We start from the raw sequence: 24,484 nt of genomic DNA, 5'->3' as shown, positions 1-24,484 counted from the left end.
CCGGTCACCGGCAAAAGGTGAGCGGCACTCGCAGCATTGTGGGGGTGCCGGCCGGTCCGGCGGGAGAGCCGAACCGGCCAGCGGGGCCCTTTTGTCAGAAACCCGACAGAAATCAGCCGCGCACGGCGGCCATCGCCTCGGCGAGACGCCGCACACCCTCGTCGATCCGGTCGGCAGTCACCGCCGAGTACGCCAGCCGCAGCGCGTGCCGGCCGCCGTCGATCATGAAGTCGCTGCCCTTCACCACCGCCACCCCGCGCTCGGCGGCGGCCGGCGCGAGCCGGTCGACGTCGACGTCCTCCGGCAGCTCGACCCAGAGGAAGTAGCCGCCGTCCGGCTCCACGAACCGGGCCTCCGGGATGTGCCGGCGCAGCGACTCGGCCAGCACCGCCGACCGCTCGCCGAGCGCCGAGCGGACCGTCCGGATCGACTCCTCGATGGCGCCGGAGACGCAGAACTGGTGCACGATCGCCTGGGCCACCATGCCGGGCGAGATGTAGAGGTTGGTGGCCCGCTTGGCGATCGCCGCGATCAGCTCGGCCGGGCCCACCAGGTAGCCGACCCGCACGCCCGGGCAGACCGTCTTGGTGAAGCTGGAGGCGTGCACCACCACGCCGCGGGTGTCCATCGACAGCATCGAGGGCAGCGGCTCGCCCCGGAAGCGGATGTCCGCGTACGGGTCGTCCTCGAAGATCGTGAAGTCGTACTCGGCGGCGAGATCCAGCAGCTCACGACGCTTCTCCAGGGAGAGGGTCACGCCGGCCGGGTTCTGGTAGTTGGGGATCACGTGCGCCAGCCGCGGGCGTACCCCGGACTCCAGCAGCTTGCGCAGCTCGGCGGTGTCCAGGCCGTCCGGCTGGATCGTCACGCCGTGCACCTCGCCGCCCATCTGCTTGAGGTTGAGCAGCGTGCGGTCGTACGTCGGGCGCTCGACCACCACCGCGTCACCCCGGCGCACCAGGTGGTCGAAGAGGAACGCGTCGGCCTGCAACGAGCCGTTCGTGATCAGCACCTGGTCGGCCTCGACACCGTGCTTCTCGGCGATCCACTTCCGCAACGGCGGGTAGCCGACGGAGGTGCCGTACGCGGTGACCCCGGCGGGGTCGGCGTCGAAGGCGCGGACGGCGGCGGCCTTGAGCCCTTCGACATCGACGATGTCCAGCGAAGGCGCGCCACGGGCGAACGAGATCAGCTGCTCGGCGGTCATGCGCAGAGCCTAGGGCCTGGCTCGGCGGGTCCGACCGCGATACACGCGAAGTTCAACATGCGGGCGGCCGGCCGGGTCACCGGTGCGTCCGGAGGATCCGAGAACAGCTCGCACCTGTCTACGATCCGACGGACGCTGGCGCCGGTCCGACCGGACGCCGAAGGATGACGGGTCACGGCAGACCCGGGAGAACAAGGGATGGGGCTCGTGACCGAGGACGAGGCGGGACGGCTCGACGACCAGCGGTTCGCGCAGTGGCTGGCGGCCGAGGCCGGTACGGCGCTCACCGCGCTGCGGGACCGGCAGGGCTTCGCCGACCCGAAGGCGCTCAAGGACGCCGGCGACCGCGCGTCGCACGAGGTGATGACGGCGGCGCTGGCCAGGCTTCGGCCGGACGACGCGGTGCTCTCCGAGGAGGAGGCCGACGCGCGCCGCGCGTGGGCCGACGGCGAGCGCGCGCCCCGGCACGAGGCGGACCGGGTCTGGATCATCGACCCGCTGGACGGCACGCGCGAGTTCTCCGAGGCCGGACGCGACGACTGGGCGGTGCACGTGGCGCTCTGGCAGCGCTCCGCCGCGCCCGACGGCGCGCTGATCGCCGGTGCGGTCGGCATGCCGGCCCGGACCACAGGGGACGGAACGCAGCTCGTGCTCGGCACCGACTGCCCGCAGCCGAAGCCGTCCGACGGCCCGATCCGGATCGCGGTGAGCCGCAGCCGCCCGCCGGCGTTCGTCGGCGAGCTGGTCGAGATGCTCGGCGCCACCGCCGTCCCTATGGGCTCGGCCGGTGTGAAGGTCTGCGCGGTGGTGACCGGCGAGGTCGACGCGTACGTCCACGCGGGCGGTCAGTACGAGTGGGACAGTGCCGCCCCGGTCGCCGTGGCGCTCGGTGCGGGCATGCACGCGTCCCGGATCGACGGCTCGCCGCTGCGCTACAACCGCGCCGATCCGCGCCTGCCCGATCTGCTGGTCTGCCGGCCCGAACTGGCCGACCAGTTGCTCGACGCGATCGCCCGGACCGGGGTCGAGATGCCCGCTTCGACCGTCACCGGCAGGCAGGGTGAAGCGTTCGGCTGAGTGTCACGGTACATACGGCCGGGTGGATGAGGGTTATCGTCGGGCAGGGACGCATGACGATCTGAGCCCTCGACACGGGCCGCCGACAGCCAGGGAGGGTCATGCCGGTCGACCGAGAGCCGCACAATGCCTTCGGGCAGCCGACCGGCCTGTGGCCGGGTCAGGACATTCCGCGCCAGGGAGGCGGTCCTTCGCTTCCCTGGCCGGAAGCCGAGAGCACGCCGCCGCCGGCCCGTTCCGACGGTGACCTGCCCTGGCCCGAGCGGGACCGGCCCGACGCCGGTCACCCGGACGGGCCGGTACACGACACGACGAGCTGGGAGCCCGTGCCCGCCACGGCGAACGGCTGGGCGCCGCAGCGTGACGCGCACGACGACGCCTGGCCGGCGCAGGCCGGCCACGCCGGCTGGGCGCCGCACGACGAGCCCGGCCGGGCTGGCGAGGCGGGCTGGGCCGCGGGCACCGCGGCGACCGCCACCCTGACCGGGCCGCCCCCGGTGGACGTTCCGCACGGACCGGCCGCCGGTGGGCCGGGCCAGCCGCCCGCACCACCGCTCGTCCCGGCACCGCCGCCGTCGTCCGGCGGCTCCCGGCGGCGCTGGCGCGTCGCCCTGGCGGCGGCCCTGGCGCTGGCCGTGGCCGGCAGCGGGGTCGCGGTGGCCGCGCTGCGGCCCGACGCCGCGAACCCGCAGGCCGGCGAGGCACCGGGCGCGGTCGGGCCGGCGACCTCGATGGGCCCGGGCAAGCCCGGGACACCCGGCGCCTCTCCCGGCGCCGACCAGGGTCTCGGCGGCAAGCCCTCGGCACGTCCGTCGGCCTCCGCGAACGCCGGGCCGGGCTTCACCGGTACGCGACTGACGCTCCCGGGCGCCTCGATCGGTGTGCAGAACGGGGAGACCTTCGGCCAGGCGCTGGCCCGTTCCGACCGGACCTTCGGCAAGCTGCGGATGGCCCGGATCTTCTTCCCCGGCCTGCCGCCGGCCTGGTCCGGCAGCCGCGCCGACGTGGTGGACCGAACCGTCGTGGTGTCCTTCAAGGCGTCGCCGCAGGAGGTGAACACCGGCAAGTTCGACTCCCGCCTGGCCTCCTGGTTCGCCTCGATCCCGCGTGAGCACAACGTCTACTGGTCGTACTTCCACGAGCCGGAGGACGACGTCGAGCGCGGCGCGTTCACCACGGCGGCGTACCGGACGGCGTGGAAGCGGATCGCCGGCCTGGCCGACCGGACGGGCAATCCCAAGCTGATCAACACGCTGATCCTGATGTGCTGGACGCTCGACTCGAAGTCCGGGCGCAGCTTCGACGCGTTCTACCCGGGTGGCGACGTGATCGAGGCGCTCGGCTGGGACTGCTACAACTGGGGCAAGAAGTGGAAGCGGTACGCCTCGCCCCAGGAGATCTACGGCCCGATGATCAGCAAGTCGAAGGCGCTGGGCAAGCCGTGGGGCGTCGCCGAGACCGGCAGCGACCTGGTGCCCGGTGACGCGGGCACCGGCCGGGCGGCCTGGATCCGGTCGATGACGAACTTCCTCAACGGCCAGCGGCCGGAGTTCGTGGCGTACTACAACCAGACAGTCAGTCAGGGTGACTTCCGGCTGCTCGACCAGCCGAGCATCCAGGCGTGGAAGTCCTTCTGCACGGCCTGATCACAGCGGAACGACGACGGGCGGGCGACCGAGGTCGCCCGCCCGTCTCGCGTACGGCTCAGATGCCCCGGCCGCGCTTGTGCAGCGTGCGCAGCACCCGGTCGGCCTGCACCGCCCGGCTAGCCACGGCCAGCGCCAGGTAGGCGCGCGGCTCCTTCGGGTTGCGGGCCAGCGTGCGCCGGGCCCAGCGGACCGCGTCCCGCCGGTTGCCCATGGCGGCCTGCGCGAACGCGATCTGACCGGCCACCCGCGCCTCGCCGTGCGGCACCGTGGCGAACTCCGGGTAGCGGCGCAGCAGCCACTGCAACGCGGTCGAGATGGTCTCCCAGCGCTGCGCGAAGTAGGACCGCTTGTGCCAGCGGACCAGCACGTACGGGCTCTCCACGTTCACCAGCGGGGCGTACCGGGCGGCGCGGAGCAGGAACTCGTAGTCCTCCGCGTAGCTGCCCGGGATCTGCTCGTCGACCAGGCCGATCGCGTCGAGCAACGCGGCCCGGCGGATCAGGAACGTGGACGGGTGCAGCTCGGTGAGCCGGTCGCGCAGCAGCGCCTCCAGCGAGATCCGGGCCCGGTCCAGCGAACGGTCCACCGTACGGTCGTCGTAGCTGACCCGGATGCCGCAGCTCACCAGCGCGCCGTCCGGGTGCGCGTCGAGCGCGCCGAACTGGGCGGCCAGCTTGCCGGGCAGCCACTCGTCGTCGTCGTCGCAGAACGCCACCCAGTCGCCGACGGCCGCCTCGATGCCGGTGTTACGCGCACCGGCCAGCCCGGCGGTACGGGTGTTCGTGATCACCCGGACCCGCCGGTCACCCCGGTCGGTCTCCAGCGACCGGTCCGGCTCGGACTGGTCGTAGACCACGATCGCCTCGATCAGGCCCGGGTGCGCCTGGCTGAGGATCGCGTCGAGCGCCGCACGCAGCAACTCCGGACGGTCCCGCGTCGGTACGACGACCGAGATGCTCGGCCCACTCATGCTCTCTCCACGGACTCGTCGGATCCCCGCTGGCCCAGATAGCCGTAGCGGACCCGCAGGGGAAGCGTGGCCAGGCTGACCACGGCACGGCTGCGGCGCGGCAGGCGGTCCCGCCACGCCTCGTCCCGCCGCACGGTCAGCGGTCCGCCGCTGAACCGCAGCGGGTTGCCGGCGACGCTGTGCGCGCGGAACGGCGCGGCGGGCTCGGGCGCCGCGCCGGTCCCGTCGGCCCCGGACAGGATGCGCAGCGCCGCCGGGTCGTCCGGCAGGCCGGCGAAGTCCCGTACCCGGCGTACGGTGCCGGCCGGGTCGGCGGTGAAGTCCTCGTACCGCAGCCGCAGCACCTTCGCCCGGGAGGCGAGCAGGTGGAACGCGGCGTTCTGCGCGGTCCACAGCTTGCTCACCTCGAACGGCGAGAAGGTCGGCATGAAGTCCTCGCCGTCGACCACCTCGGGGCGGCGCACCTGCTTGCCCCACGAGTAAGCCACCGCCCGGCTGTCCCGGACCAGGTGCAGCACCCGCAGGTCGAGCCCTTCGGCCCAGCGCAGCGCGAAGGCGAGCGAGGCGTGCTTGCTGGAGTCGACCACCACCCGCGCGCCGGTCGCCGACAGCGCGGCCCGGTAGATCCGGGTGTACAGGTCGGCGTATCGGCGCACGTCGGCCAGCTGGTCCGGCGGGAGCGCGTCCTTCGCGAGCCGGGGGATGTGCCGGGTCCGGTCGACCCGGTCCTTGAGGGCCAGCACGTCGTCCCGGTCGACGGCGGCCCAGCCGCCGAACGCCTGGTCGCCGACCTGCCGCCAGAACGGGCAGGCGGTGAACCGCTCACCGCAACCGCACCGCTCGTCCGCGCCGAGCGCCCGTTCCCACAGGTGCACGACCTCACCGACGGCGCACACGTCGGCACTCTGCGCCAGCAGCAGCTCCAGCAGCGTGGAGCCGCTGCGGCCGAGACCGCCGACGAAGAGGACCCGCGGCGGCGCCGGATCCGGGGCGCTCATCCGCGACGTCCGACGGCTCGCTGCCGTACCCGGCGGGCCACCAGCTCGTCGATCACGGCGCCGACCCGGGCGACCGCCTCGGCGCGCGGGTCCGGGCGGTTCGGGTCGGCGGCCAGCACGAAGCGGCTCGGGTCGGCCAGCCCCTCGTCCAGCGCGGCGACCAGCTCGGCCTCGGACTCGCACAGCCGCACCATGCCCGCCGCGCCCAGCCGGCGGGAGAACAGCTGCTGGTGGTTGTCGACGTGCTCGTCGTGCGTCGGGTCGCGGGGCACCACGATCGGCAGGTGGCCGTTGCGCCGGGCCTCGGTGATGGTGGCCGGGCCACCGTGGCTGACCACGAGCGTCGACTCCGCCATCGCCCGCTGGAGTTCCTCGTGGCCGAGGAACGGGGTGGCCTCGGGCAGGGCCGGGGTGCGGCTGTGGCCGTACTGGAGGACCAGCCGGACCTCCGGCCGGTTCGCGTGCCAGCGCTCCAGCCAGCCCACCAGCCGGTCGAAGCGGTGCACGTCGGTGCCGACAACGACGAGCACGTACGGCGTCGCGGAGCGCCGGTCCCGCTGCCGGGGGATCACAGGAGGTTCCCCACGACAGTCGCCTCCGGGTACATCCGGCGCTGCTCGTCCCACTGCACGAGCATCGCGGAGAGGAAGGGGCGGCAGAGCCGGGCGGTGAGGGTCGCGCTGTCGATCCGGTCGTACACCTCGATGTAGACCGTGGGGATCCGGCGCATCCGGGCCGCCACCACGAACGGCAGGGCGACCCCGGCGCCGGTGGTGACCACCGCGTCGACCTGACGCCGGCGGATCACCTTCAACGCGAGGAACGCGTTGCGTACCAGGTTCTTGACGTTGCGTGTGGTGGGGTGATGCGCCCAGACCACGTCCTCACCGGCGAGCAGCGAGCGGGCGTCGGGGGTGTCGAACGTTACCCACGCGCGGCGCCGATCCCGGTACCACGGTTCCAGGGCCAGGAGCTGGGCCAGGTGCCCGCCACTGGAACCCACCAGCAGGACCTGCCCCGAGTCCTCGGTTGACCCGCTCACCACAGACTTCCTCCCGTACGCGGACGACCGCGTCCGGAATTTTGTGAATGCCCCTCGGACGCGTCCTGACAACCTACTGGCGCGGCCATGGGCAACTGAAGGGGCCATTGGACGGATACTGACGCGCCGGTCGGCTCACTCCTCGATTCCCGTCACTGGGACATGCACCGATTGGCCACTGTCCAGGTCAGCCCGGTTCGCCCGGGACGCCGGGCCGGGCCACCGGGAGAAAGTGAGATGTGTCAGGATTCCGTCACCGCTCCGCACGAGAGCCGTCGGTGACGCCGGCTGTCCGGGGGCAGGTCGGGCCCGACACCGGGAAACCCGCCGAATGGTCAGCGCCGATCGACCATTTCTACGCGGGCTGCCCACACCCGGGCAGGCTTACCGGAACGTGAGCAGACTTTCCCTCGCCGTTCGGATCGGGGACACTCAAGGCCACGGTCAGGTCCAGCTGCGCCGTGGACTGCCCGGCTCGGTCGAAAGGGAGCGACAGACTCTGATGCCCTCACCCCATTTGGCCGAGAGCGACGCTGACGGTCTTGCCCTGATGGCCTACCTGGGCTGGCTGCGCCGCCGCTGGTGGATCCTGCTGCTCGCCGCGGCCCTCGGTCTTGGTGGTGGGCTGGCGCTGAGCCAGATCCAGGAAGCGCGCTACACCTCGACCACCTCGCTGCTGGTGCGCCCGCTCGGCTCGGGCGCGGAGAGCAACCCCAACGCCAAGGTCAACCTCGACACCGAGGCCCAGGTGGTCCGCTCGCTCGTGGTGGCCGAGCGGGCCAAGACGCTGATGAAGGTCGACACCGGCGCGGATCAGCTGGTCAAGTCGGTCACCGTCAAGGTGCCGCCGAACAGCCAGATCCTCCAGGTGGTGTACGAGACGAACAGCCCCGAGGGCGCCCAGTCGGGCTCGCACGCGTTCGCGCAGGCGTATCTGGACCTGCGCAAGGCCACCGCGCAGAAGACGCTGGAGAACGAGACGAACGCGCTCAAGCAGCAGATCGCCGCGTTGAACAAGGAGCTCAGCGCCGTCGCCGGGCGGATCGCGGCGGCGCCGTCCAACTCGCCGGAGCGGGAGCGGGCCGAGGCCGAGCGGAGCGTCCTGACCAACCAGATCACCGGCCTGAACAACCGGCTCAGCCCGCTGGTCTCGGCCGGCTCCGACCCGGGCGAGATCATCTCTGACGCCCGGCTGCCCGATTCGCCCAGCTCGCCGAACCGCACGCTCAACCTCGCCAGCGGCATGGGCGCGGGTCTGCTGCTCGGCATCGTGCTGGCACTGGTGCTGGACCGGCTGGACACCCGGATCCGGCGTGGCCGCGACATCTCCGACCGGGTCGGCCTGCCGCTGCTCGTCGAGCTGCCGTCGCGGACGCCTTCGCTGGCCGTCCTGCCGCCCACGCACCGGGTCTCCCGCGAGCTGGGCCGGCTGCGCAACGTGCTGCTGTCCGCCGTGCCCGAGCCGGCGCAGGGCGGACGCGGCCGCCAACTGCTGCTCTGCGACGCCTCGGCCGGCACGGCCGCCGGGTTCGTCGCCGCCAACCTCGCCGCCGCGTACGCGCGCACCGGCCAGCAGGTCGCGCTGATCACCACCAAGCCCGACTCGACGGTGGCCGCCATCACCGGCGTGGCCGAGGGGCGGCACAACCTGGCCTCGGTGCTCCGCCGCGACGTCCCCCCGCTCAAGGCGCTGGCGCCGGTGCCGGGGCTGGGCCAGCTCCGCGTGCTGGTGCCGGGCGACCTGGACGCGGAGGTCGAGCTGCCGGTCGCCGGTCTGCTGGAGATCCTGCACGAGCTGTCGGCGCGCTTCGACCACGTGATCATCGAAACCGCGCAGCCCACGTACGCGGTGGAGGCCCAGGCCCTGGGCCGGTACGTCGACGCGGTGATCATGGTGGCCGAGGCGGGTAAGACCCGGAGCGGCGAGATCACCGCCGCCCTGCAGCAGTTCGAGCAGGTGAACGCGCCGGTGATCGGCGCCGTGCTGGCCCCGCGCCTGCCCGCCCCGGCGGGCGACGCCGCCCGGCCGGCGCCCTCGGGCGGGTCGAGCGCGCCGGCGACCCCGGCGGCACCGGCGAACCGGCCCAAGCCCCGGCCGAGCCCCGGCCCGTCCGCCGAGTCGACGATGGTCCTGCCGCGCATGCAGTCCTCCCGCCCCGCCCCGGCGAAGCCGGCTCCCGGCAAGGCCGCCCCGCCGCCGCCTGCCCCACCCGCCCAGGGCAGCCAGGGCCGGCCGGGTAAGCCGGCCCCGCTGAACGGCACCGGCGGCACGTACCGCTCCCGGGGCGACGGCGACGGTCGCAGCTACGCCCTCGACTCCGGCGAGGACCTGGGGTGAACCGCCGGCAGATGCTCCGCGCAGCCCTCGCCCCGGCCGTCGTCCTCGGCGTCGGCACGGGATGCAGCGAGCCCGAGCCCAAGCCGGGCAAGATCCAGGTGGTGGACCCGGGCGACGTCACCGCCTCGCCGTCGGCGGCCAGCGCCTCGCCGAGCCTGCCCACCGGCCCGCTGACCGGTAAGCCGGTGAGCACCCCGGCCGCGGCGGCCCGCCAGGCGGTCGCGGTGCCGCTGCGGGTGAGCCCCGCCACCACCCCGGCCGGCCTGGAGGCCGCCGACCTGGTGTACGCCGAGTTCGCCGAGTCCGACACGCTGCACCTGACCGCCGTGTTCCACTCCAGGGACGCCGCCAAGATCGGCCCGGTCACCGAGATCCGGCCGGTCGACATCCGCTCGCTGTCCGTGCTGCGCCCGTTCGTCGGCTACGACGGCGGCCCCACCGGCTTCCTCACCCAGTTCGAGAACTCCGACCTCGACGGCGTCACACCCGACGACGACAGCAAGGTCTTCTCCGGCGACTACACGTCGACGGCGGCGCTGCTGAAGGCCGCCCCGAAGGGCGGCCAGCCGCCCACCCCGCCGATCGACCACGCCGGTGAGGGCGACGCGCTCGCCGTCCGCGACGTCGCGCCGGCCACCGAGCTGACCGTCACCGTCGCCGGTGGCCCGCCGATGGTCTGGCGGTACGACCAGGCGAAGTCCGTCTGGGCCGGCAAGGTCGGCAAGGTCACCGTGACCGCCGCCTCCGTCATCGTGCTGACGATGGAATACCGCACGCTCGACGTACGCAAGCCATCCCCGCGCTCGCTGCCCTCGGCGAACGTCTTCGGTGAGGGCGCCGTGCTCGCCGTGTCCGGGCCGAACAGCGCGAAGGGCCGGTGGCGCAAGCCTGGCCTGGGCATGGTCTGCACGTTCGCCGACACCGGCGGCGACCTCCTGCGTCCGCAGCCCGGCAACGCGTGGGTGATCTACGCGCCGACCACCGCCAAGGTTTCCGTGAAATGAGCACCGCCACCCCGCCCCGCACCGCGCGCGGGACGGTCCCGGTCGGGGCGGTCTCGCCGCCCGGCGGGAACCGCCTCCGGTCGGTGACGGTACGGCCGGAGAGCTGGTCGTGGCGGCTGCCGACGGCATGGCCGCTGATCTCGCTCTTCCTGCTGTACCCGCTGTGGTGGGTGCTCGGCGTGTCGAGCTTCGTCTTCGTCATCTTCGCCGTGCCGATGGTGGTGCAGATGCGCCGGCGCGGCCCGGTCCGGGTGCCGCCCGGCTTCGGGATCTGGATGGTCCTGCTGCTCTGGGTGTTCCTGTCCGTGCTCACGCTCGACCTCACCGCGCCGAACACGCTGCCCCCGGGCGGCAGCGGCAAGTACATCGGCTGGGGCATCCGGCTCGCCAACTACATCGCGATGACAGTGACCATGCTCTACGTCTACAACCTGCGGGAACGGGAGCTGTCCCAGCGCCGGATGGTCCGGCTGTTCGGGTTCATGGGCGTGGTCGTGGTGCTCGGCGGCTGGATCGGCTCGCTCTTCCCGAACCTCACGTTCGTCGCGCCGCTGCGCTTCGTCCTGCCCCAGTCGATCGCCGGCCACCCGTACGTCTCCTCGCTGATGGAGATCAAGTTCGCGCAGGTCCAGCAGGTGATCGAGGGGGAGGCCAGTTCACCCCGCCCGTCCGCGCCGTTCACCTACACGAACTCGTGGGGCGAGAACACCGCGATCCTGCTGATCTGGCTGATCGTCGGCTGGGTCGTGCTGGGCAAGCCGCTGCGCCGCACCGCCGGGGTGGCCATCGCCCTGGCGGCGATCTTCCCGATCGTCTACTCGCTGAACCGCGGCCTGTGGATCGGTCTGGGTATCGCCGCCGCCTACGTCGCGCTGCGGCTCGCGCTGCGCGGCCGGATGGTGGTGCTCGGTGGGCTCGCCCTCGCGGTCGGGCTGATCGGGGTGCTGATCGTCGCCACACCACTCGGCCGCACCTTCGACGAGCGCCTCCAGAACGGGCACAGCGACGACATCCGCACCACGCTGTCCCAGGGTGCGGTCGCCGCGGCGAACCACTCGCCGATCCTCGGGTACGGCGGCAACCGGGCACTGATCGGCAGCAACCGGTCCATCGCGATCGGCAAGTCCGAGGACTGCAAGCAGTGCGGCAACCGGGAGCTGGGCAGCAACGGCCAGCTCTGGGCGCTGCTCGTCGGGCAGGGCTGGGTCGGCGCGATCTGCTACAACGCCTTCTTCGTCTACGCGATCTGGCGCTACCGGCGCGACCACAGCGCGATCGGGATCGCCGGCACGCTCGTCCTCATCCTCATGCTGTTCTTCCAGTTCACCTACGGGGTGATGGAAGCGACGCTCGCCTACGCCCTGATCACTGTCGCCCTGCTGGCCCGTAACGACCGGATACGCCGGTCGCTCGCACCGGCGGCACCGCAGGGCACGATCGCCGGGCTACGGGCCCGACTGGAAAAGACCGGTGACCGCTGATGGTGTTCCGCGTACCCCCGGACGGCGACGGCCGCGCCGCGTACCTCGGTGACCTGGCCGGGCTGATCTGGCCCGCGCCGGCCGAGCCCAGCCTGCGGCGCGGCGGCGCCGGCTGGGTGGTGGTGCCCTCGGCGGCCCGCCCCCGGCTGCTGGTGCCGACCGGCTCGGGCCGGGCTGCGGCGAGCGCGGTCCGGCACTCCACCGAGGCGGTCGGCCGCAAGGCCAAGCTGGTCCGGCAGGGGCTGGCCACCGCGTTCCGGCTCGGGCTGGGCCCGCTCGTGTTCCGCGACCGGCTGGTGGTCGACGGCGGCGGGCTGGACGCCTACCTGACCGAGGTGCTCGGCGAGCCGGCGCTGGTGAGCCTGCACATCGGGCCGGCGCGGGCGAACCGCAAGCCGGTGCTGCAACTGCTCGCCCCGGACGGCCGGGCCCTCGGTTACGCCAAGCTCGGCGTTGACCCGCTGACCCGTGCCCTCGTGTACGCGGAGGCCGACGCGCTGCGCCGCCTCGCCGAGGTGCCGCTCGGGCCGGTGGTAGTGGCCGGGGTACGCCATCACGGCGACTGGCACGGCCACGCGCTGCTGGTGCAGGAGGCGCTGCCGGTACGGCTGCCCCGGGCGACCCCGGCCGCCGCGGAGGCGGCCGAACGCGCCGCCATGGTGGCGGTCGCCGGCTGTCTCGGCGTACGCAAGCAGTCGTGGGCGGGCAGCGGGCACGCGGCCCGGCTCACCGCCGCGGTGGACGCGCTCGGGCCCCGGCCGGAGGCCGGGCGGCTGCGCGCGGCGCTGAAGTCGGTAGCGGACGCCGACCCGGTGGTGGCCTTCGGCGCCTGGCACGGCGACTGGAACGGCGGCAACAGCGCGGTGCTCGCCGACGGCCGGGTGCTGGTCTGGGACTGGGAACGGTTCGAGGCGGACGTGCCGGCCGGATACGACGCGCTGCACCTGGCGGTGCAGGGCGCGATGAGCCACGACGGGGTGGAGCCGGTCGAGGCGGCCCGGGCGCTTGTCGCCGGCGCCGGCGCGACCCTGGCGCCGTTCGACCAGACCGGTGGGGGCGCCGATCTGGTCGCTGTGCTCTACCTGGTGGAGCTGGCTACGCGCTATCTGCGCGACCGGCAGGCGGAGGCGGGTGCGCGGCTGGGGCACGTCGACACCTGGCTGCTGCCCGCCGTGGAGGAACACCTGGCCCGCCGGGCCCGGTGAGAGTGAGGAGTGGGGACGTGACGGTGGCCAGGGAGCAGGCGCTCCGCGCGGTGAAGTCGGTGAGCCGGACGGTCGGTCGATTGACCGCCGGCTCACGGATGGTGCCGGGATTCCTGATCGTGGGGGCGCAGCGCTGCGGCACCACCTCGCTGTTCAAGACTCTCTCGCAGCATCCCGGTGTGCTGCCGCCCGCGTACCACAAGGGCGTGCACTACTTCGACATGGACTACCACCGGGGCATGAGCTGGTACCTCGGGCACTTCCCCACCACCGGCAAGGCCGAGGCGGTGAAGGCCCAGATCGGGGTACGCGGGATCACCGGCGAATCGAGCCCGTACTACATGTTCCACCCGCTGGCCGGGCAGCGCATCGCCCGGGACCTGCCCTCGGTGAAGCTGCTGGTGCTGCTGCGCGACCCGGTGGAGCGGGCCTACTCCGCGCACTCGCACGAACTGGCCCGGGGCTACGAGACCGAGGCGGACTTCGAGCGGGCGCTGGCGCTTGAGGAGTCGCGTACGGCGGGCGAGCGGGAGCGGATGATCAGCTCCGCGTCGTACGCCAGCGAGCACCTGCAGCACAACGCGTACCTGGCGCGGGGCCGCTACATCGAGCAGTTGGAGCGCCTGGAGGCGCTCGTCGGCCGGGACCGGATGCACGTCATCGACAGCGACGACTTCTTCGCCGACCCGCGTCCCTCCTTCGACGCGGTCTGCGACTTCCTCGGGCTGCCCCGCTGGGCGGACATCGCGTTCGGCAAGCACAACTCGCGCTCGCGTTCGCCCATGTCGGCGGAGCTGCGGACCCGGCTGGAGGACCACTTCGCGCCGTACGACGAGCGGCTGGCGACGTGGTGGGGACGCGTACCGTCGTGGCGGCGGTGACCCGGGCGGACGCCGGCGGCACCCCGACGCTCACCGCACCGGCCCCCGGGCCGGGCGCGGGACTGGGCGGCGCGGCCCGGCAGGGCTTCGCCAACCTGGTCGGGGTCGCGCTGGCCGCGGTGGCCGGTTTCGGCCTGAACATCGTCATCGCCCGGGGCTGGTCGGTCGGCGAGGCGGGCATGTTCTTCGCGGCCACCAGCGCGTTCATGATCGCCGCCTCGGCGGCCCGGCTCGGCACCGACGTCGGCACCGTCTACTTCGTCAGCCGCCAGCGCACGCTCGACCGCCGCGACCAGATCCGGGGCACGATCCTGGCCGGGTTGCTGCCGGTGCTCGTGGTCGGCGCGGTGCTCGGGCTGGCCGGCTGGCTGGCCGCACCGGCGCTGGCGCGGGCCACCATGCCGGAGGCCGGTCCGGAGGCGGTGACCGCGCTGCGCATCCTGCTGGCGTTCGTGCCGCTGGCCGCGCTCAACGACTACGCGCTCGCCGCCTGCCGTGGCTTCGGGCAGATGCGCCCGCTGCTGACAGTCGAGCGGCTCGGCCGCACGCTCGTGCAGTTCCTGGCCGTGGCCGTGGCGGCCTGGCTCGGCCTGTCCGCCACCGTCGCGCTGCCGCTGGCCTGGGTGGTGCCGTACCTGTTCGCCGCGGTGGTCGCGCTGCTCTGGCTGAGCCGGCTGGTCGGCCGGGCCGGACGGCAGGTGACCCGGCCGGTGCCGGCGCGCGAACTCGTCGGGCCGTTCTGGCGGTTCACCGGCCCTCGCGCGATCAGCAGCCTGGCCGCGATCGTGGTGCAGCGGCTGGACATCGTGCTGCTCAGCGCGCTGCGCGGGCCGGCGGACGCGGCGATCTACACGGCCGCGACCCGGTTCCTGGCGCTGGGTCAGCTCTCCAGCGTCGCGCTGTCCAGCTCGGTGCAGCACCGGCTGGCCGCCGCGTTCGCCCGCGACGACCGGGCCGAGGCTCGCCAGCTCTACCAGGCCGCCACCGGCTGGCTGGTGCTGCTCTCCTGGCCCGCGTACCTGATCTTCGCGGCGTTCGCCACGCCGATGCTGGCGCTGTTCGGATCCGACTACGGCGACGGCCGCCGGGTCGTGGTGCTGCTGGCGCTGACGATGCTGCTGGCCACCGGCTGCGGCATGGTCGACATGGTGCTCAACATGGCCGGGCGCACCGCGTGGACGTTCTACAACGCGATGACCGGCACCGTGCTCAACGTGGTCGGAAACCTGGTGCTCATCCCGCGTTACGGCATCCTCGGCGCGGCCCTGGCCTGGATCGTCTCCATCCTGGTCACCAACCTGGTGCCGCTGACCCAGCTCTGGTGGTCGATGCGGCTGCACCCGTTCGGCGCCGGCACCCGGGCCGCGATGGCGCTGGCGGTGGTCACGCTGGGCCTGCCGCTGGGCGCGGCGAGCCTGCTCGGCGCCGGTCCGCCGGTGCTCGCGCTGGTGACCGCCGCCGGTCTGGCCGCGTACCTGGCGGGCGCCTGGCGCTGGCGGCGCACCCTGCACCTCGACGCGCTGCGCGCCCTGCGCCGTGGCCGCAACCGGGCCGGGGCGGACCCGGCCGCCCAGTCCTGACCGATTCTGCGCACCGATGGGATCTTCGATGACAAGCGACTCCCCCCTCGCCCCGCACTCCGGCCTGTCCGCCGTGAAGGCCGCGAAGCTCGCCGCGGTCGGGCTGCTGGCGGACCGCAAGGAACGCCGCGAGCTGGAACGGCCGGTCGAGGCGGGTGGCCGCCGGCTCACCCTGAAGGTGGAGCGGCCGATCTTCATCCTGGGCGCCCCGCGTTCCGGCACCACGTTCCTCGGCAGTTGCGTCGGCGCGCTGCCGGACGTGTCGTACCACTTCGAACCGCGGCTGACCAAGGCGGTCGCCCGCTGTGTCTACGAGGGAAGCTGGACGCCGCAGCGGGCCGCCCGCTACTTCCGCGGCTACTACGGCGCGTTGCTCGCCGCGTCCGGACACGGTGGACTGCGTTTCGCCGAGAAGGACCCGGAGAACTGCTTCATCGTGCCGTTCCTGACCGAGGTGTTCCCGGACGCAGTGTTCCTGCACGTCTACCGGGACGGGCGGGACGTGGCCGTGTCGCACGCCGAGCAGCCCTGGCTGAACGCGGCGTCCACCGGGAGCGGCCGCAGCGGCCGGGGCGGCACGCCGTGGGGGGCCGCGCCCCGGTTCTGGGTGGAGCCGGAGCGGCGCGAGGAGTTCACGCAGGTCTCCGACCTGGGCCGGTCGGCCTGGATGTGGCGGCGGTTCACCGGCAGCGCGCTCACCCAGCTCGCCGAACTGCCGGCGGACCGGGTGCGGCACCTGCGGTACGAGGACGTCGTCACCCGCCCGGCGGAGGCGGCCGAGACCGTGGCCGACTTCCTGGAGGTCGGAGACCCGGCCGGGCGGGAGGCGCTGCACGCCCGCTTCGCCAAGGCGCGGCCCGGCTCGGTGGGCCGCTGGCGGCAGCGACTGACCGAAAAGGACCTTGCCGACGTGATGGCTCAGGCCGGACCGCTGCTGGCGCAACTCGGCTACCCCGCCTGAACGCCGCGTCACGGGTAGAGTGCCAGGGGTCGCCCGCCAGGCCCGGCGTGCCTCTCCGCCCCCGCGGATCGTCAGGGCCTCATGCCGTGGCCGGCGACCGTCCTGGGGAGAGGTTGCGGTGGTACGACGGTTACGACTGACGATGGCTGCCGTGCTGGGCCTGGCCCTTCTGGCTCCGGCGGTGGCGGCCTGTGACTCCGGTTCCGAGCGGTCCGACGGGACGGCGACGACGGCGGCGCCGCCCCCGCCGACAGTGACACCGCGGACCGCTCCGGTCCGCACCACCGGGCGTGGGCCGGAGCCGCCGGCGGAGGGCGCCTGGCTCGGCACCTGGGTCAAGCCGCAGAACCACAACGCCGCCGGGCGGGCCGCGGCGTTCGACGCGTTCAACCAGGCGGCCGGCGGCAAGCTCGCCATCGCGCACATGTTCCACGAGTGGAACGAGCCGTTCCCGACCAACACCGAGAAGATGTTCCAGTCCCGGGGCAGGCTCCAGATGATCTCGTGGCAGGGCACCGACACCCGGTCCACGGTCAGCGGCGTCTACGACGCGCTGATCCGGGAACGCGCGAAGGACGTCAAGGAGTTCGGCGTTCCGATGCTGCTGCGCTACCGGTGGGAGATGGACCGGCCGAACCTGGCCGCGAGCATGCACTCACCGGAGGACTACGTCGCCGCCTGGAAGCACGTCCGCGGCATCTTCACCGAGATGGGCGTCACCAACGCCGGGTGGGTGTGGTGCCCGCACGCGGACGGGTTCGCCGAGCCGCAGCGCCGGGCCGCCGACTACTACCCCGGCGACGACCAGGTCGACTGGCTCTGCGCGGACGTCTACCCCAGTCCGGAGTGGAACAGCTTCTCCAACCGGATGGACCACTTCATGGCGTTCGCCAAGAAGCACCCGCGGCCGGTCATCATCGGCGAGTACGGCCTGACCCAGGACGGGCGGCCGGGCCAGCGCGCCGACTGGATGCGCGAGGTCGGGCCGTACCTGAAGAAGCACCCGCAGATCAAGGCGGCGGTCTATTTCGCGGCCCGGCAGACGGAGAAGCCGATCTACGACAGCACGTTCGGCGACGACCCGGAGAGCGAGAAGGTCTTCCGGGAGATGGCGACCGATCCGTACTTCCAGGCGCCCCTGCCAGACCTGAGTGTTCCCTCAGGGCAACCCTCCGTGTCCACCAGGTGATCGTCGCTCGTCTTTTCGTGTGACCCGGGCCGTTTCCTCGGCCAAAAAGGCCGAACCCGGGTGGACGGGCGATGCCCGAATGCGAGAAGGTATTGCTCTCACGTCTGCGGTCGGTCGAGTGACGCCCCGCCTCATGTCGGCACCGACCACGATCGCAGCGCCTCCGACGTTTCCCCCCGGAGTAGCCTGTGGCTTCCTCGATCCTGAGACACCGCTCGGTGTCCGCCTTCGGCGCTGCCGTGCTCGGCATCGCCACCTTGTTCACACCGGTGCCGGCGCTGGCCGCGCCGGCCTCGGCACCCGCGCCCGACCACAGCACGATGGTCGGCGAGGTGCCCTCGGACAAGACGCCGAACATCAACGACGGCAACGTCGTGGCCATCTACGACGCCGGTAGCAAGGTGATCGTCGGCGGCTCGTTCACGAACGCGCAGAACCGTGGTTCCTCGCCCACTCCGGTCGACCGCCGCGGGCTGCTCGCCTTCGACAAGGCGACCGGCAAGATCGACAACGCGTTCGCGCCGGTGCTGGACAACGACGTCACCGCCATCATCGCCGGCCCGACGCCGGGCACCGTCTACGTGGCCGGCAAGTTCAACAAGGTCGGTGACAAGAACTTCCGCAAGCTGGCGCTGCTGAACGTCGCCGACGGCACCCCCGTCGACGGGTTCAAGGGTCCGGCCTTCAACGGCACCGTCAACGACATCGCGCTCGTCGACGGTCACCTGCTGGTCGGCGGCATCTTCACCACGGCGACCGCGACGATCAACCGCAACGGGCTGGCGTCGCTGAACCCGACCACCGGCGCGGTGGACGACTACCTCACCGTGTCGCTCACCGAGAACCACAACTGGACCCCGACCAACAACGGCGCCTCGGCCGGTGTCGGTACGGAGAAGCTCACCGTCTCCCCGGACGGCAAGCACCTCGTGGTGATCGGCAACTTCAAGAAGGCCGACGGGGTCGTGCACGACCAGATCGTGCGGATCAACCTGGGCGCGAACTCCGCGACCGTCGCCGACTGGAACACCGACGGCTACTCCGCGGCCTGCAAGTACACCGCGTTCGACTCGTGGGTGCGCGACGTCCAGTTCTCCCCGGACAGCAAGTACTTCGTGGTGGTCACCACCGGCGCGTCGTACCCGGGCACGCTCTGCGACTCCGCGGCCCGCTGGGAGACCGCGGCCACCGGCGACGGCCAGAAGCCGACCTGGACGAACTTCAGCGGCGGCGACACCTTCCTCTCCGTCGGCATCAGCGAGAAGGCCATCTACGTCGGCGGTCACTTCCGCTGGTCGAACAACCCGCTCGCCCGCGACAAGGCCGGACCGGGCGCGGTGCCGCGGGCCAGCATCGCCGCGCTCGACCCGGTGAGCGGCCTGCCGCTGTCCTGGAACCCGGGCCGCCACCCGCGCGGCTACGGCGTCACCGAGATGCTGGTGACCCAGGAGGGCCTCTGGCTCGGCAGCGACCAGGAGTACATCGGCAACTTCGACTACCAGCGCAAGCGGCTCGCCTTCTTCCCGCTGGACGGCGGCAACGCCCCGCACTCGACCAGCACGAAGGGCCTGCCGGGCAACGTCTACCAGGCCGGTCGGGCGGCGCAGACCGAGGTGCTCTACCGGGTCAACGCCGGTGGTCCGGCCATCCCGGCCACCGACGGCGGACCGGACTGGGCGGCCGACAGTGCCACCGAGCCCAGCCCGTACCACAACACCGGCAACCAGGTCACCAGCTACACCACGAACGCGACGTTCGACCCGACAGTGCCGGCGAGCACGCCGGCCACGCTGTTCAACACCGAGCGGTGGGACGAGTCGACCGCGCCGGACATGCAGTGGGACATCCCGGTCGCGGCCGGCACCCGGGTCGACGTCCGGATCTACATGGCCAACCGCTGGTCCGGCACGAGCAAGCCGGGCGCCCGCAAGTTCGACGTCAGCATCGACGGCGTGCTCAAGCTGAACGACTTCGATCCGGTCGCCGCCGCCGGCGGCACCGACCGCGGCACCATGCAGTCCATCTCCGTGGTCAGCGACGGTGTGGTCGACATCGACTTCGGCCGGGTGCTCCAGAACCCGCTGCTGCACGGCATCGAGATCGTCAAGACCGCGCCCACGCCGGACGCCTCCGACGTGCTCTACCGGGTGAACGCCGGTGGCGACCAGCTCGCCGCGCCGAGCGGCCCGGCCTGGGCCGCGGACACCGCCGCCGCGCCGAGCACCTACCACAACGCCGGCAACCAGGTGACCAGCTACACCACGAACGCCTCGCTGGACGGCACGGTTCCGTCGGGCACGCCGGTCGAGCTGTTCAACTCGGAGCGGTGGGACGAGTCGCCCGCGCCGGACATGCAGTGGGACTTCCCGGTCCCGGCCGGCACGCCGGTGCAGGTGCGTCTCTACCTGGCCAACCGCTGGGCCGGCACCGCCACCGCCGGCAAGCGCAAGTTCAACGTGACCATCGACGGCGTGGTCAAGCTGAGCAACTTCGACCCGATCGCCGCGATCGGCGCCACCAACCGGGGCACCATGCGCGCGTTCCCGATCACCAGCGACGGCAACATCGACATCGACTTCGGTCGCGTCCTGGAGAACCCGCTGGTGCAGGGCATCGAGATCGTCAAGCTGCCCCCGGTGCCGCCGTCCACCACCGTCGACAGCATCACCAAGCGCACGTACGACGGCTCGACCTCGGTCGGCAACGCGATGTCGGTGCCGAACGCGGACAACACCCGCTGGTCGGGCGTCAAGGGCGCGTTCTGGGTCGGCGGTGACCTGTTCTACGGCGTGGGCGGCGACCTCTACAAGCGCTCGTTCGACGGCAGCGAGTTCGGCACGCCGAAGAAGCTGGACCCGTACCACGACGCCAAGTGGGACCTGGTCGTCACCGGCTCCGCGCCGGAGGGCTCCACCTACGCCGGCATGACCGGCAACTTCGCCGCCGAGCTGCCGAACGTGACTGCGATGTTCTACTCCAAGGGCCGGGTCTACTACTCGCTGGCGGGTCAGAGCACGCTGTTCTGGCGTGGCTTCGCGCCGGACACCGGCACCGTCGGCGCCGAGCGCAACACGGTCACCGGCACCACCGCCTTCGCCGACGCGGGCGGCCTGTTCCTGGACGGCGACACGCTCTACGTCGTGTCCCGGAGCAACGGCAACCTGTCCACGATGGCGTGGTCCGACGGCGTGCCGACCGGCTCCGCCACGCTGCGCAGCGGCCCGTCGGTCGACGACGTGGACTGGCGCGGCACCTCGGTCTTCGTCGGCCCCTGACGGGCGGGCACGACCGAAACAGCACGACGATGGCCCGGCCGGTATCGGCCGGGCCATCGCCCTTTCTCCGGCGCCTGTCGCGCCGGACCACATCAGGTACGGGTCGGCGCGTGCTCTCCCGCCCAGACCCGCATCAGGTCCCGTACCGAGATCACTCCCGCCACCTCCCGGCCGTCGAGCACGACCAGGTGCCGGAATCCGCCCCGGGCCATCGCCGCGGCCGCCTCCTCGACCGTCCAGTCCGGGCCGGCGTAAACGACGTCCCAGGTCAGGTGCGCTCCGGTGCGTTCGACATCCGGGTCGAGCCCGGCGCCGATCGCCTTCAGCACGTCGCGTTCGGTCATGATCCCCACTCCTTCGGAGTCCGGGTCGATCACGACCGCCGACCCGACACCGCGGGCCGACATCATCCGGGCCGCCTGCCGGAGCGTGTGCTCCGGCCCGACCACGAGTACCTCGCTGGACATCGCTTCCCGTACCTGCATCACACATCACCCCTGTGGGACGGCGACTGAGTACGGACATGGTGGGCCATCGATGCGTACCGGGACAAGAACGGGCATCGCCGGAGACGGCGCGGATGGCTACTGTCGGAGGGTGCCCACCGAGCCCCTCCGCTGCGCCGGCGCGCTGATCGTCGACGACGACGGCCGCATCTTCATCCAACGCCGATCCCCCGAACGACGCCTCTTCCCGAACTGCTGGGACATCGTCGGCGGCCACCTCGAACCGGGCGAGGAGATCGACGACGCGCTGCGCCGGGAGGTCACCGAGGAGACCGGCTGGGCCGTCTCGCACGTGCTCGGCCTGGTCGGCGAATACCGGTACACCGCCGACGACGGGCTGACCCGGGTGGAGACCGACTTCCTGGTCCGGGTGGACGGCGACCTGAGCCGGCCCCGGCTGGAGGCCGGCAAGCACACCGAGTTCCGCTGGCTGGCGGAGTCGGAGGTCGCGCTGCTCGACGAGCACCGGGACGTCAACGACGGGCTGATCCGGCGGATCGCCGAGGACGGCTTCGCGGCGCTGCGCTCGATCGGGCTGACGGGCTGAACCACTGCGGGTCGGTGGCCGACGATATCCTCGCCGGGTGGAATCGGGTCGAGAAGAGGAGCGTGTCGGCATGATCGGGATGGTGCTCGCCGCCGGTGCGGGGCGCCGGCTGCGGCCGTACACCGACACCCTGCCCAAGGCCCTGGTGCCGGTCGACGGGGAGACCACAATCCTCGACATCGCGCTGCGCAACCTCGCCGAGGTGGGGCTGAACGAGGTCGTGATCGTGGTCGGCTACGCGGCCGACGCGGTGCGGCAGCGCCAGGCCGCCCTGGAGGAGAAGTACGGCGTCACGATCAGCCTGGTGCACAACGACAAGGCCGAGGAGTGGAACAACGCGTACTCGCTCTGGCTGGCGCGGGAGCACTTCTCCCGGGGTGTGCTGCTCGTCAACGGCGACACGGTGCACCCGGTGAGCGTGGAGAAGACGCTGCTGGCCGAGCGCGGTCCGGGCATCCTGCTCGCTGTGGACACGCTCAAGCCGCTGGCCGAGGAGGAGATGAAGACCACCTTCGACGCGGCCGGCCAGCTCACCCGCATCACCAAGCTGATGGACCCGGGCGAGGCGTACGGCGAGTACATCGGCGCGACGCTGATCGAACCGCAGGTGGCGGTGCCGCTCGCGGACGCGCTGGAGGCGACCTGGCGGCGTGACCCGAACCTCTACTACGAGGACGGCTACCAGAAGTTCGCCGAGCGCGGGGGCGAGGTACGGGCGGCCCCGATCGGTGACGTGTCCTGGGTCGAGGTCGACAACCACGCCGATCTGGCCCGGGCGCGGGAGATCGCGTGCCGCTACTAGCCCGCAGCGTCCTCACCCCGCTGCACATCGACGTGCGGCGGGGCGCGGTGGCCGACCTGGCGTCGATCCTCTCCGACGGGCGGATCTCCGCCGGTGGCGACGTCGCCGTGGTGGTCGGGCCGGGGCAGGGCGAACGGATCGCCGAGCTGATCCGGCCGTCGCTGCGCTCGGCCGACGTGTTCACGGTGGCCGGGGGGACGCTCGACGCCGCCGACGACCTGGGGGCGAAGCTGCGCACCCGGTCGTACGACGCGGTGGTCGGCATCGGCGGCGGCAAGACGATCGACGTGGCCAAGTACGCCGCAACCCGGCGCGGTCTGCCGATGGTGACGGTGGCGACCGCGCTGGCGAACGACGGCATCGCCTCGCCGGTGGCGAGCCTGATCACCGAGGGCCTGAAGGGCTCCTACGGCGTGCACATCCCGATCGCGGTGATCGTGGATCTGGACTTCGTGGAGGCCGGGCCGGAGCGGCACAACCGGGCCGGCATCGGCGACGTGGTGAGCAACATCAGCGCCCTGGCGGACTGGGACCTGGCCCGGCGAGTACGCGGTGAGCCGGTCGACGGGCTGGCCGCCTCACTGGCCCGGGCCGGCGCGGAGGCGGTGCTCAACCACCCGGGCGACATGAACGACGACGCGTTCGTGACGGTCCTGGCCGAAGCACTGATCTCCAGTGGGCTCGCCATGGCCGTCTGCGGCACCAGCCGTCCGTCCAGCGGCGGCTGCCACGAGATCATGCACGCGATCGACGCGCTCTTTCCCGGCACCGCCTCGCACGGCGAGCTGGCCGGGCTCGGCGCGCTGTTCTGCACGTTCCTGCGCGGCGACGAGCGCCGGTTCGCCGAGATGGCGGCCTGCCTGACCCGGCACGGACTGCCCCGGCTGCCCGCCGAGGTCGAGCTGACCGACGACCAGTTCGTCGAGGCGGTGCAGTTCGCGCCGGCCACCCGGCCGGACCGCTACACGATCCTCGAACACCTCACGATGTCGGCTACCGAGACTCGGGAGCGGCTGGCAGACTACGCCGGTGCCCTCCGCGACCACATTGGCTGAGCCCCGTCCCACCGTCGCCGACTTCCACCGGGTCAACCGGGGAGGCGGCCTGTTCAGCGAGTCGATCAGCCAGTGGATCGGGGCGGCGTTCGCGCTTGCGGCCCAGCGGCTGGGGCTGCGCCCGACCGCGCTGACGCTGACCAACCTGGTGCTGGGGCTGGCCGCCTCGGTCACTGTGGTGGCGCTGGCCGACGAGGTGGCCGCCGGCACCGTACCGGCCTGGGCAGTGGGGCTGTTCGCGCTGGTCGCGTGGCAGATCGCGTACGCGCTGGACTGCGCCGACGGGCAGCTCGCCCGGGTGACCGATCAGCGCAGCGCGGCCGGTGCCCGGATCGACGTGCTCTGCGACGTGGCCGCCCAGATCGCGCTGGTGGCCGCCATCGGCGCGACAGCCGTGGCGCAGCGCCCGTCCACGCCGGTGTGGCTGGTGGCGGTGTTCGCGGGCACCTGGATGGTCAACCTGGTGACGTCGGTGATGCAGGCCGGGCCGAACGCGGCGAGCATGGTCACCTCGACCTCGCTCCCGGTACGCCTGGTGAAGCTGGTCCGCGACTACGGCGCGGTGATCTTCGTGGCCGGCCTGGTGCTGGCCTTCGCGCCCGCGCTGGCGTTCTGGCTGATGATCGCGTTCACCGTGGTGAACGGCGGCTTCCTCCTGGCCAGCATCGCCTTCTCCGCCCGCGCCTCCCTGCGGTAAGGAAGGGCCCCCTATTAACG

The 24,484-nt window shown here is 72.4% G+C and carries 21 protein-coding genes; 15 read left to right on the top strand and 6 right to left on the bottom strand.

Going from position 1 to position 24,484, the window contains the following annotated elements; genetic code table 11:
- Positions 1-112 precede the first annotated feature (112 nt).
- Entirely contained in the window at positions 113-1,207 is a 1,095-nt protein-coding gene (locus AB0C17_RS19750) for a PLP-dependent aminotransferase family protein (RefSeq protein WP_357381936.1), read from the bottom strand.
- Between the two features lie 198 nt (positions 1,208-1,405).
- Here AB0C17_RS19750 and AB0C17_RS19745 point away from each other — a divergent pair, with 198 nt between their 5' ends.
- Both AB0C17_RS19745 and AB0C17_RS19740 read left to right on the top strand, forming a co-directional pair.
- On the top strand, positions 1,406-2,284 hold the full coding sequence (locus AB0C17_RS19745) for a 3'(2'),5'-bisphosphate nucleotidase CysQ (RefSeq protein WP_357381938.1): 879 nt from the start codon (positions 1,406-1,408) through the stop codon (positions 2,282-2,284).
- Positions 2,285-2,385: 101 nt separating this feature from the next.
- Complete coding sequence (locus tag AB0C17_RS19740; protein ID WP_357381940.1) at positions 2,386-3,930, top strand: hypothetical protein; 1,545 nt, start codon at positions 2,386-2,388, stop codon at positions 3,928-3,930.
- A 58-nt stretch (positions 3,931-3,988) separates the two neighbouring features.
- Here AB0C17_RS19740 and AB0C17_RS19735 read toward each other — a convergent pair whose 3' ends face one another.
- From AB0C17_RS19735 to AB0C17_RS19720, 4 genes are read right to left on the bottom strand one after another with little or no spacing between them, the layout of a single operon-like run.
- Entirely contained in the window at positions 3,989-4,903 is a 915-nt protein-coding gene (locus AB0C17_RS19735) for a glycosyltransferase family 2 protein (RefSeq protein WP_357381942.1), read from the bottom strand.
- The gene (locus AB0C17_RS19730) at positions 4,900-5,901 is read right to left on the bottom strand and encodes a sulfotransferase (protein ID WP_357381944.1); all 1,002 of its coding nucleotides are present in this window, start codon (positions 5,899-5,901) and stop codon (positions 4,900-4,902) included. The genes AB0C17_RS19735 and AB0C17_RS19730 overlap by 4 nt, the downstream gene beginning before the upstream one ends.
- Positions 5,898-6,473 carry a glycosyltransferase gene (locus AB0C17_RS19725; RefSeq protein WP_357470786.1) on the bottom strand — a complete coding sequence of 192 codons (576 nt, stop codon included), beginning with the start codon at positions 6,471-6,473 and terminating at the stop codon, positions 5,898-5,900. Before AB0C17_RS19725 ends, AB0C17_RS19730 begins: the two co-directional genes overlap by 4 nt.
- Positions 6,470-6,946: a UDP-N-acetylglucosamine--LPS N-acetylglucosamine transferase gene (locus AB0C17_RS19720; protein ID WP_357381948.1), complete on the bottom strand. Its 477-nt coding sequence runs from the start codon at positions 6,944-6,946 to the stop codon at positions 6,470-6,472. Before AB0C17_RS19720 ends, AB0C17_RS19725 begins: the two co-directional genes overlap by 4 nt.
- 514 nt (positions 6,947-7,460) lie before the next feature.
- On the opposite strand from AB0C17_RS19720, the gene AB0C17_RS19715 reads away from it, so the two are divergent.
- The 9 genes from AB0C17_RS19715 to AB0C17_RS19675 all read left to right on the top strand — a co-directional run bounded on the left by AB0C17_RS19715 (position 7,461) and on the right by AB0C17_RS19675 (position 20,857).
- Entirely contained in the window at positions 7,461-9,281 is a 1,821-nt protein-coding gene (locus AB0C17_RS19715) for a Wzz/FepE/Etk N-terminal domain-containing protein (protein WP_357479734.1), read from the top strand.
- A complete protein-coding gene (locus AB0C17_RS19710) occupies positions 9,278-10,285 on the top strand; it encodes a DUF3048 domain-containing protein (protein ID WP_357470783.1) in 1,008 nt (335 codons plus the stop codon). Before AB0C17_RS19715 ends, AB0C17_RS19710 begins: the two co-directional genes overlap by 4 nt.
- Entirely contained in the window at positions 10,282-11,766 is a 1,485-nt protein-coding gene (locus AB0C17_RS19705; protein ID WP_357381954.1) for an O-antigen ligase family protein, read from the top strand. Before AB0C17_RS19710 ends, AB0C17_RS19705 begins: the two co-directional genes overlap by 4 nt.
- Positions 11,766-12,971, top strand: a complete 1,206-nt coding sequence (locus AB0C17_RS19700; protein WP_357470781.1) for a hypothetical protein — start codon at positions 11,766-11,768, stop codon at positions 12,969-12,971. Before AB0C17_RS19705 ends, AB0C17_RS19700 begins: the two co-directional genes overlap by 1 nt.
- A 17-nt stretch (positions 12,972-12,988) precedes the next feature.
- On the top strand, positions 12,989-13,852 hold the full coding sequence (locus AB0C17_RS19695) for a sulfotransferase (protein ID WP_357381958.1): 864 nt from the start codon (positions 12,989-12,991) through the stop codon (positions 13,850-13,852).
- Complete coding sequence (locus tag AB0C17_RS19690) at positions 13,849-15,432, top strand: polysaccharide biosynthesis C-terminal domain-containing protein (protein WP_357479731.1); 1,584 nt, start codon at positions 13,849-13,851, stop codon at positions 15,430-15,432. The genes AB0C17_RS19695 and AB0C17_RS19690 overlap by 4 nt, the downstream gene beginning before the upstream one ends.
- Before the next feature lie 28 nt (positions 15,433-15,460).
- Positions 15,461-16,393, top strand: a complete 933-nt coding sequence (locus AB0C17_RS19685) for a sulfotransferase (RefSeq protein WP_357381962.1) — start codon at positions 15,461-15,463, stop codon at positions 16,391-16,393.
- A gap of 142 nt (positions 16,394-16,535) precedes the next feature.
- Positions 16,536-17,582 (top strand): glycosyl hydrolase, encoded by a 1,047-nt coding sequence (locus tag AB0C17_RS19680; RefSeq protein ID WP_357479728.1) that lies wholly within the window; start codon positions 16,536-16,538, stop codon positions 17,580-17,582.
- Between the two features lie 218 nt (positions 17,583-17,800).
- Positions 17,801-20,857, top strand: coding sequence for a malectin domain-containing carbohydrate-binding protein (locus AB0C17_RS19675; protein WP_357479726.1), 3,057 nt, complete (start codon positions 17,801-17,803; stop codon positions 20,855-20,857).
- A gap of 92 nt (positions 20,858-20,949) precedes the next feature.
- Here AB0C17_RS19675 and AB0C17_RS19670 read toward each other — a convergent pair whose 3' ends face one another.
- Complete coding sequence (locus AB0C17_RS19670; protein ID WP_013289279.1) at positions 20,950-21,342, bottom strand: CBS domain-containing protein; 393 nt, start codon at positions 21,340-21,342, stop codon at positions 20,950-20,952.
- A gap of 112 nt (positions 21,343-21,454) precedes the next feature.
- Here AB0C17_RS19670 and AB0C17_RS19665 point away from each other — a divergent pair, with 112 nt between their 5' ends.
- The 4 genes from AB0C17_RS19665 (at position 21,455) to AB0C17_RS19650 (ending at position 24,464) form a co-directional block, all read left to right on the top strand.
- The gene (locus AB0C17_RS19665) at positions 21,455-21,910 is read left to right on the top strand and encodes an NUDIX domain-containing protein (protein WP_357381970.1); all 456 of its coding nucleotides are present in this window, start codon (positions 21,455-21,457) and stop codon (positions 21,908-21,910) included.
- A gap of 70 nt (positions 21,911-21,980) precedes the next feature.
- Entirely contained in the window at positions 21,981-22,712 is a 732-nt protein-coding gene (locus AB0C17_RS19660) for a phosphocholine cytidylyltransferase family protein (RefSeq protein WP_357479812.1), read from the top strand.
- Positions 22,700-23,767 (top strand): iron-containing alcohol dehydrogenase family protein, encoded by a 1,068-nt coding sequence (locus tag AB0C17_RS19655; protein WP_357479723.1) that lies wholly within the window; start codon positions 22,700-22,702, stop codon positions 23,765-23,767. The genes AB0C17_RS19660 and AB0C17_RS19655 overlap by 13 nt, the downstream gene beginning before the upstream one ends.
- Entirely contained in the window at positions 23,742-24,464 is a 723-nt protein-coding gene (locus AB0C17_RS19650) for a CDP-alcohol phosphatidyltransferase family protein (protein WP_357479720.1), read from the top strand. The genes AB0C17_RS19655 and AB0C17_RS19650 overlap by 26 nt, the downstream gene beginning before the upstream one ends.
- The last annotated feature ends 20 nt before the right edge of the window (positions 24,465-24,484 follow it).

This window comes from Micromonospora sp. NPDC048887 (assembly GCF_040649715.1).
In the GTDB taxonomy this organism is placed as follows: domain Bacteria; phylum Actinomycetota; class Actinomycetes; order Mycobacteriales; family Micromonosporaceae; genus Micromonospora.
Note: the sequence above shows the minus strand (reverse complement) of the source record. Positions and strands in the feature narration are given on the sequence as shown.

What these genes read in the sequence shown, in the direction of transcription:
- AB0C17_RS19750 (WP_357381936.1), bottom strand. Translation starts at nt 1,207, where the DNA reads ATGACCGCCGAGCAGCTGATCTCGTTCGCCCGTGGCGCGCCTTCGCTG.
- AB0C17_RS19745 (WP_357381938.1), top strand. Translation starts at nt 1,406, where the DNA reads ATGGGGCTCGTGACCGAGGACGAGGCGGGACGGCTCGACGACCAGCGG.
- AB0C17_RS19740 (WP_357381940.1), top strand. Translation starts at nt 2,386, where the DNA reads ATGCCGGTCGACCGAGAGCCGCACAATGCCTTCGGGCAGCCGACCGGC.
- AB0C17_RS19735 (WP_357381942.1), bottom strand. Translation starts at nt 4,903, where the DNA reads ATGAGTGGGCCGAGCATCTCGGTCGTCGTACCGACGCGGGACCGTCCG.
- AB0C17_RS19730 (WP_357381944.1), bottom strand. Translation starts at nt 5,901, where the DNA reads ATGAGCGCCCCGGATCCGGCGCCGCCGCGGGTCCTCTTCGTCGGCGGT.
- AB0C17_RS19705 (WP_357381954.1), top strand. Translation starts at nt 10,282, where the DNA reads ATGAGCACCGCCACCCCGCCCCGCACCGCGCGCGGGACGGTCCCGGTC.
- AB0C17_RS19700 (WP_357470781.1), top strand. Translation starts at nt 11,766, where the DNA reads ATGGTGTTCCGCGTACCCCCGGACGGCGACGGCCGCGCCGCGTACCTC.
- AB0C17_RS19685 (WP_357381962.1), top strand. Translation starts at nt 15,461, where the DNA reads ATGACAAGCGACTCCCCCCTCGCCCCGCACTCCGGCCTGTCCGCCGTG.
- AB0C17_RS19680 (WP_357479728.1), top strand. Translation starts at nt 16,536, where the DNA reads ATGGCTGCCGTGCTGGGCCTGGCCCTTCTGGCTCCGGCGGTGGCGGCC.
- AB0C17_RS19670 (WP_013289279.1), bottom strand. Translation starts at nt 21,342, where the DNA reads ATGCAGGTACGGGAAGCGATGTCCAGCGAGGTACTCGTGGTCGGGCCG.
- AB0C17_RS19660 (WP_357479812.1), top strand. Translation starts at nt 21,981, where the DNA reads ATGATCGGGATGGTGCTCGCCGCCGGTGCGGGGCGCCGGCTGCGGCCG.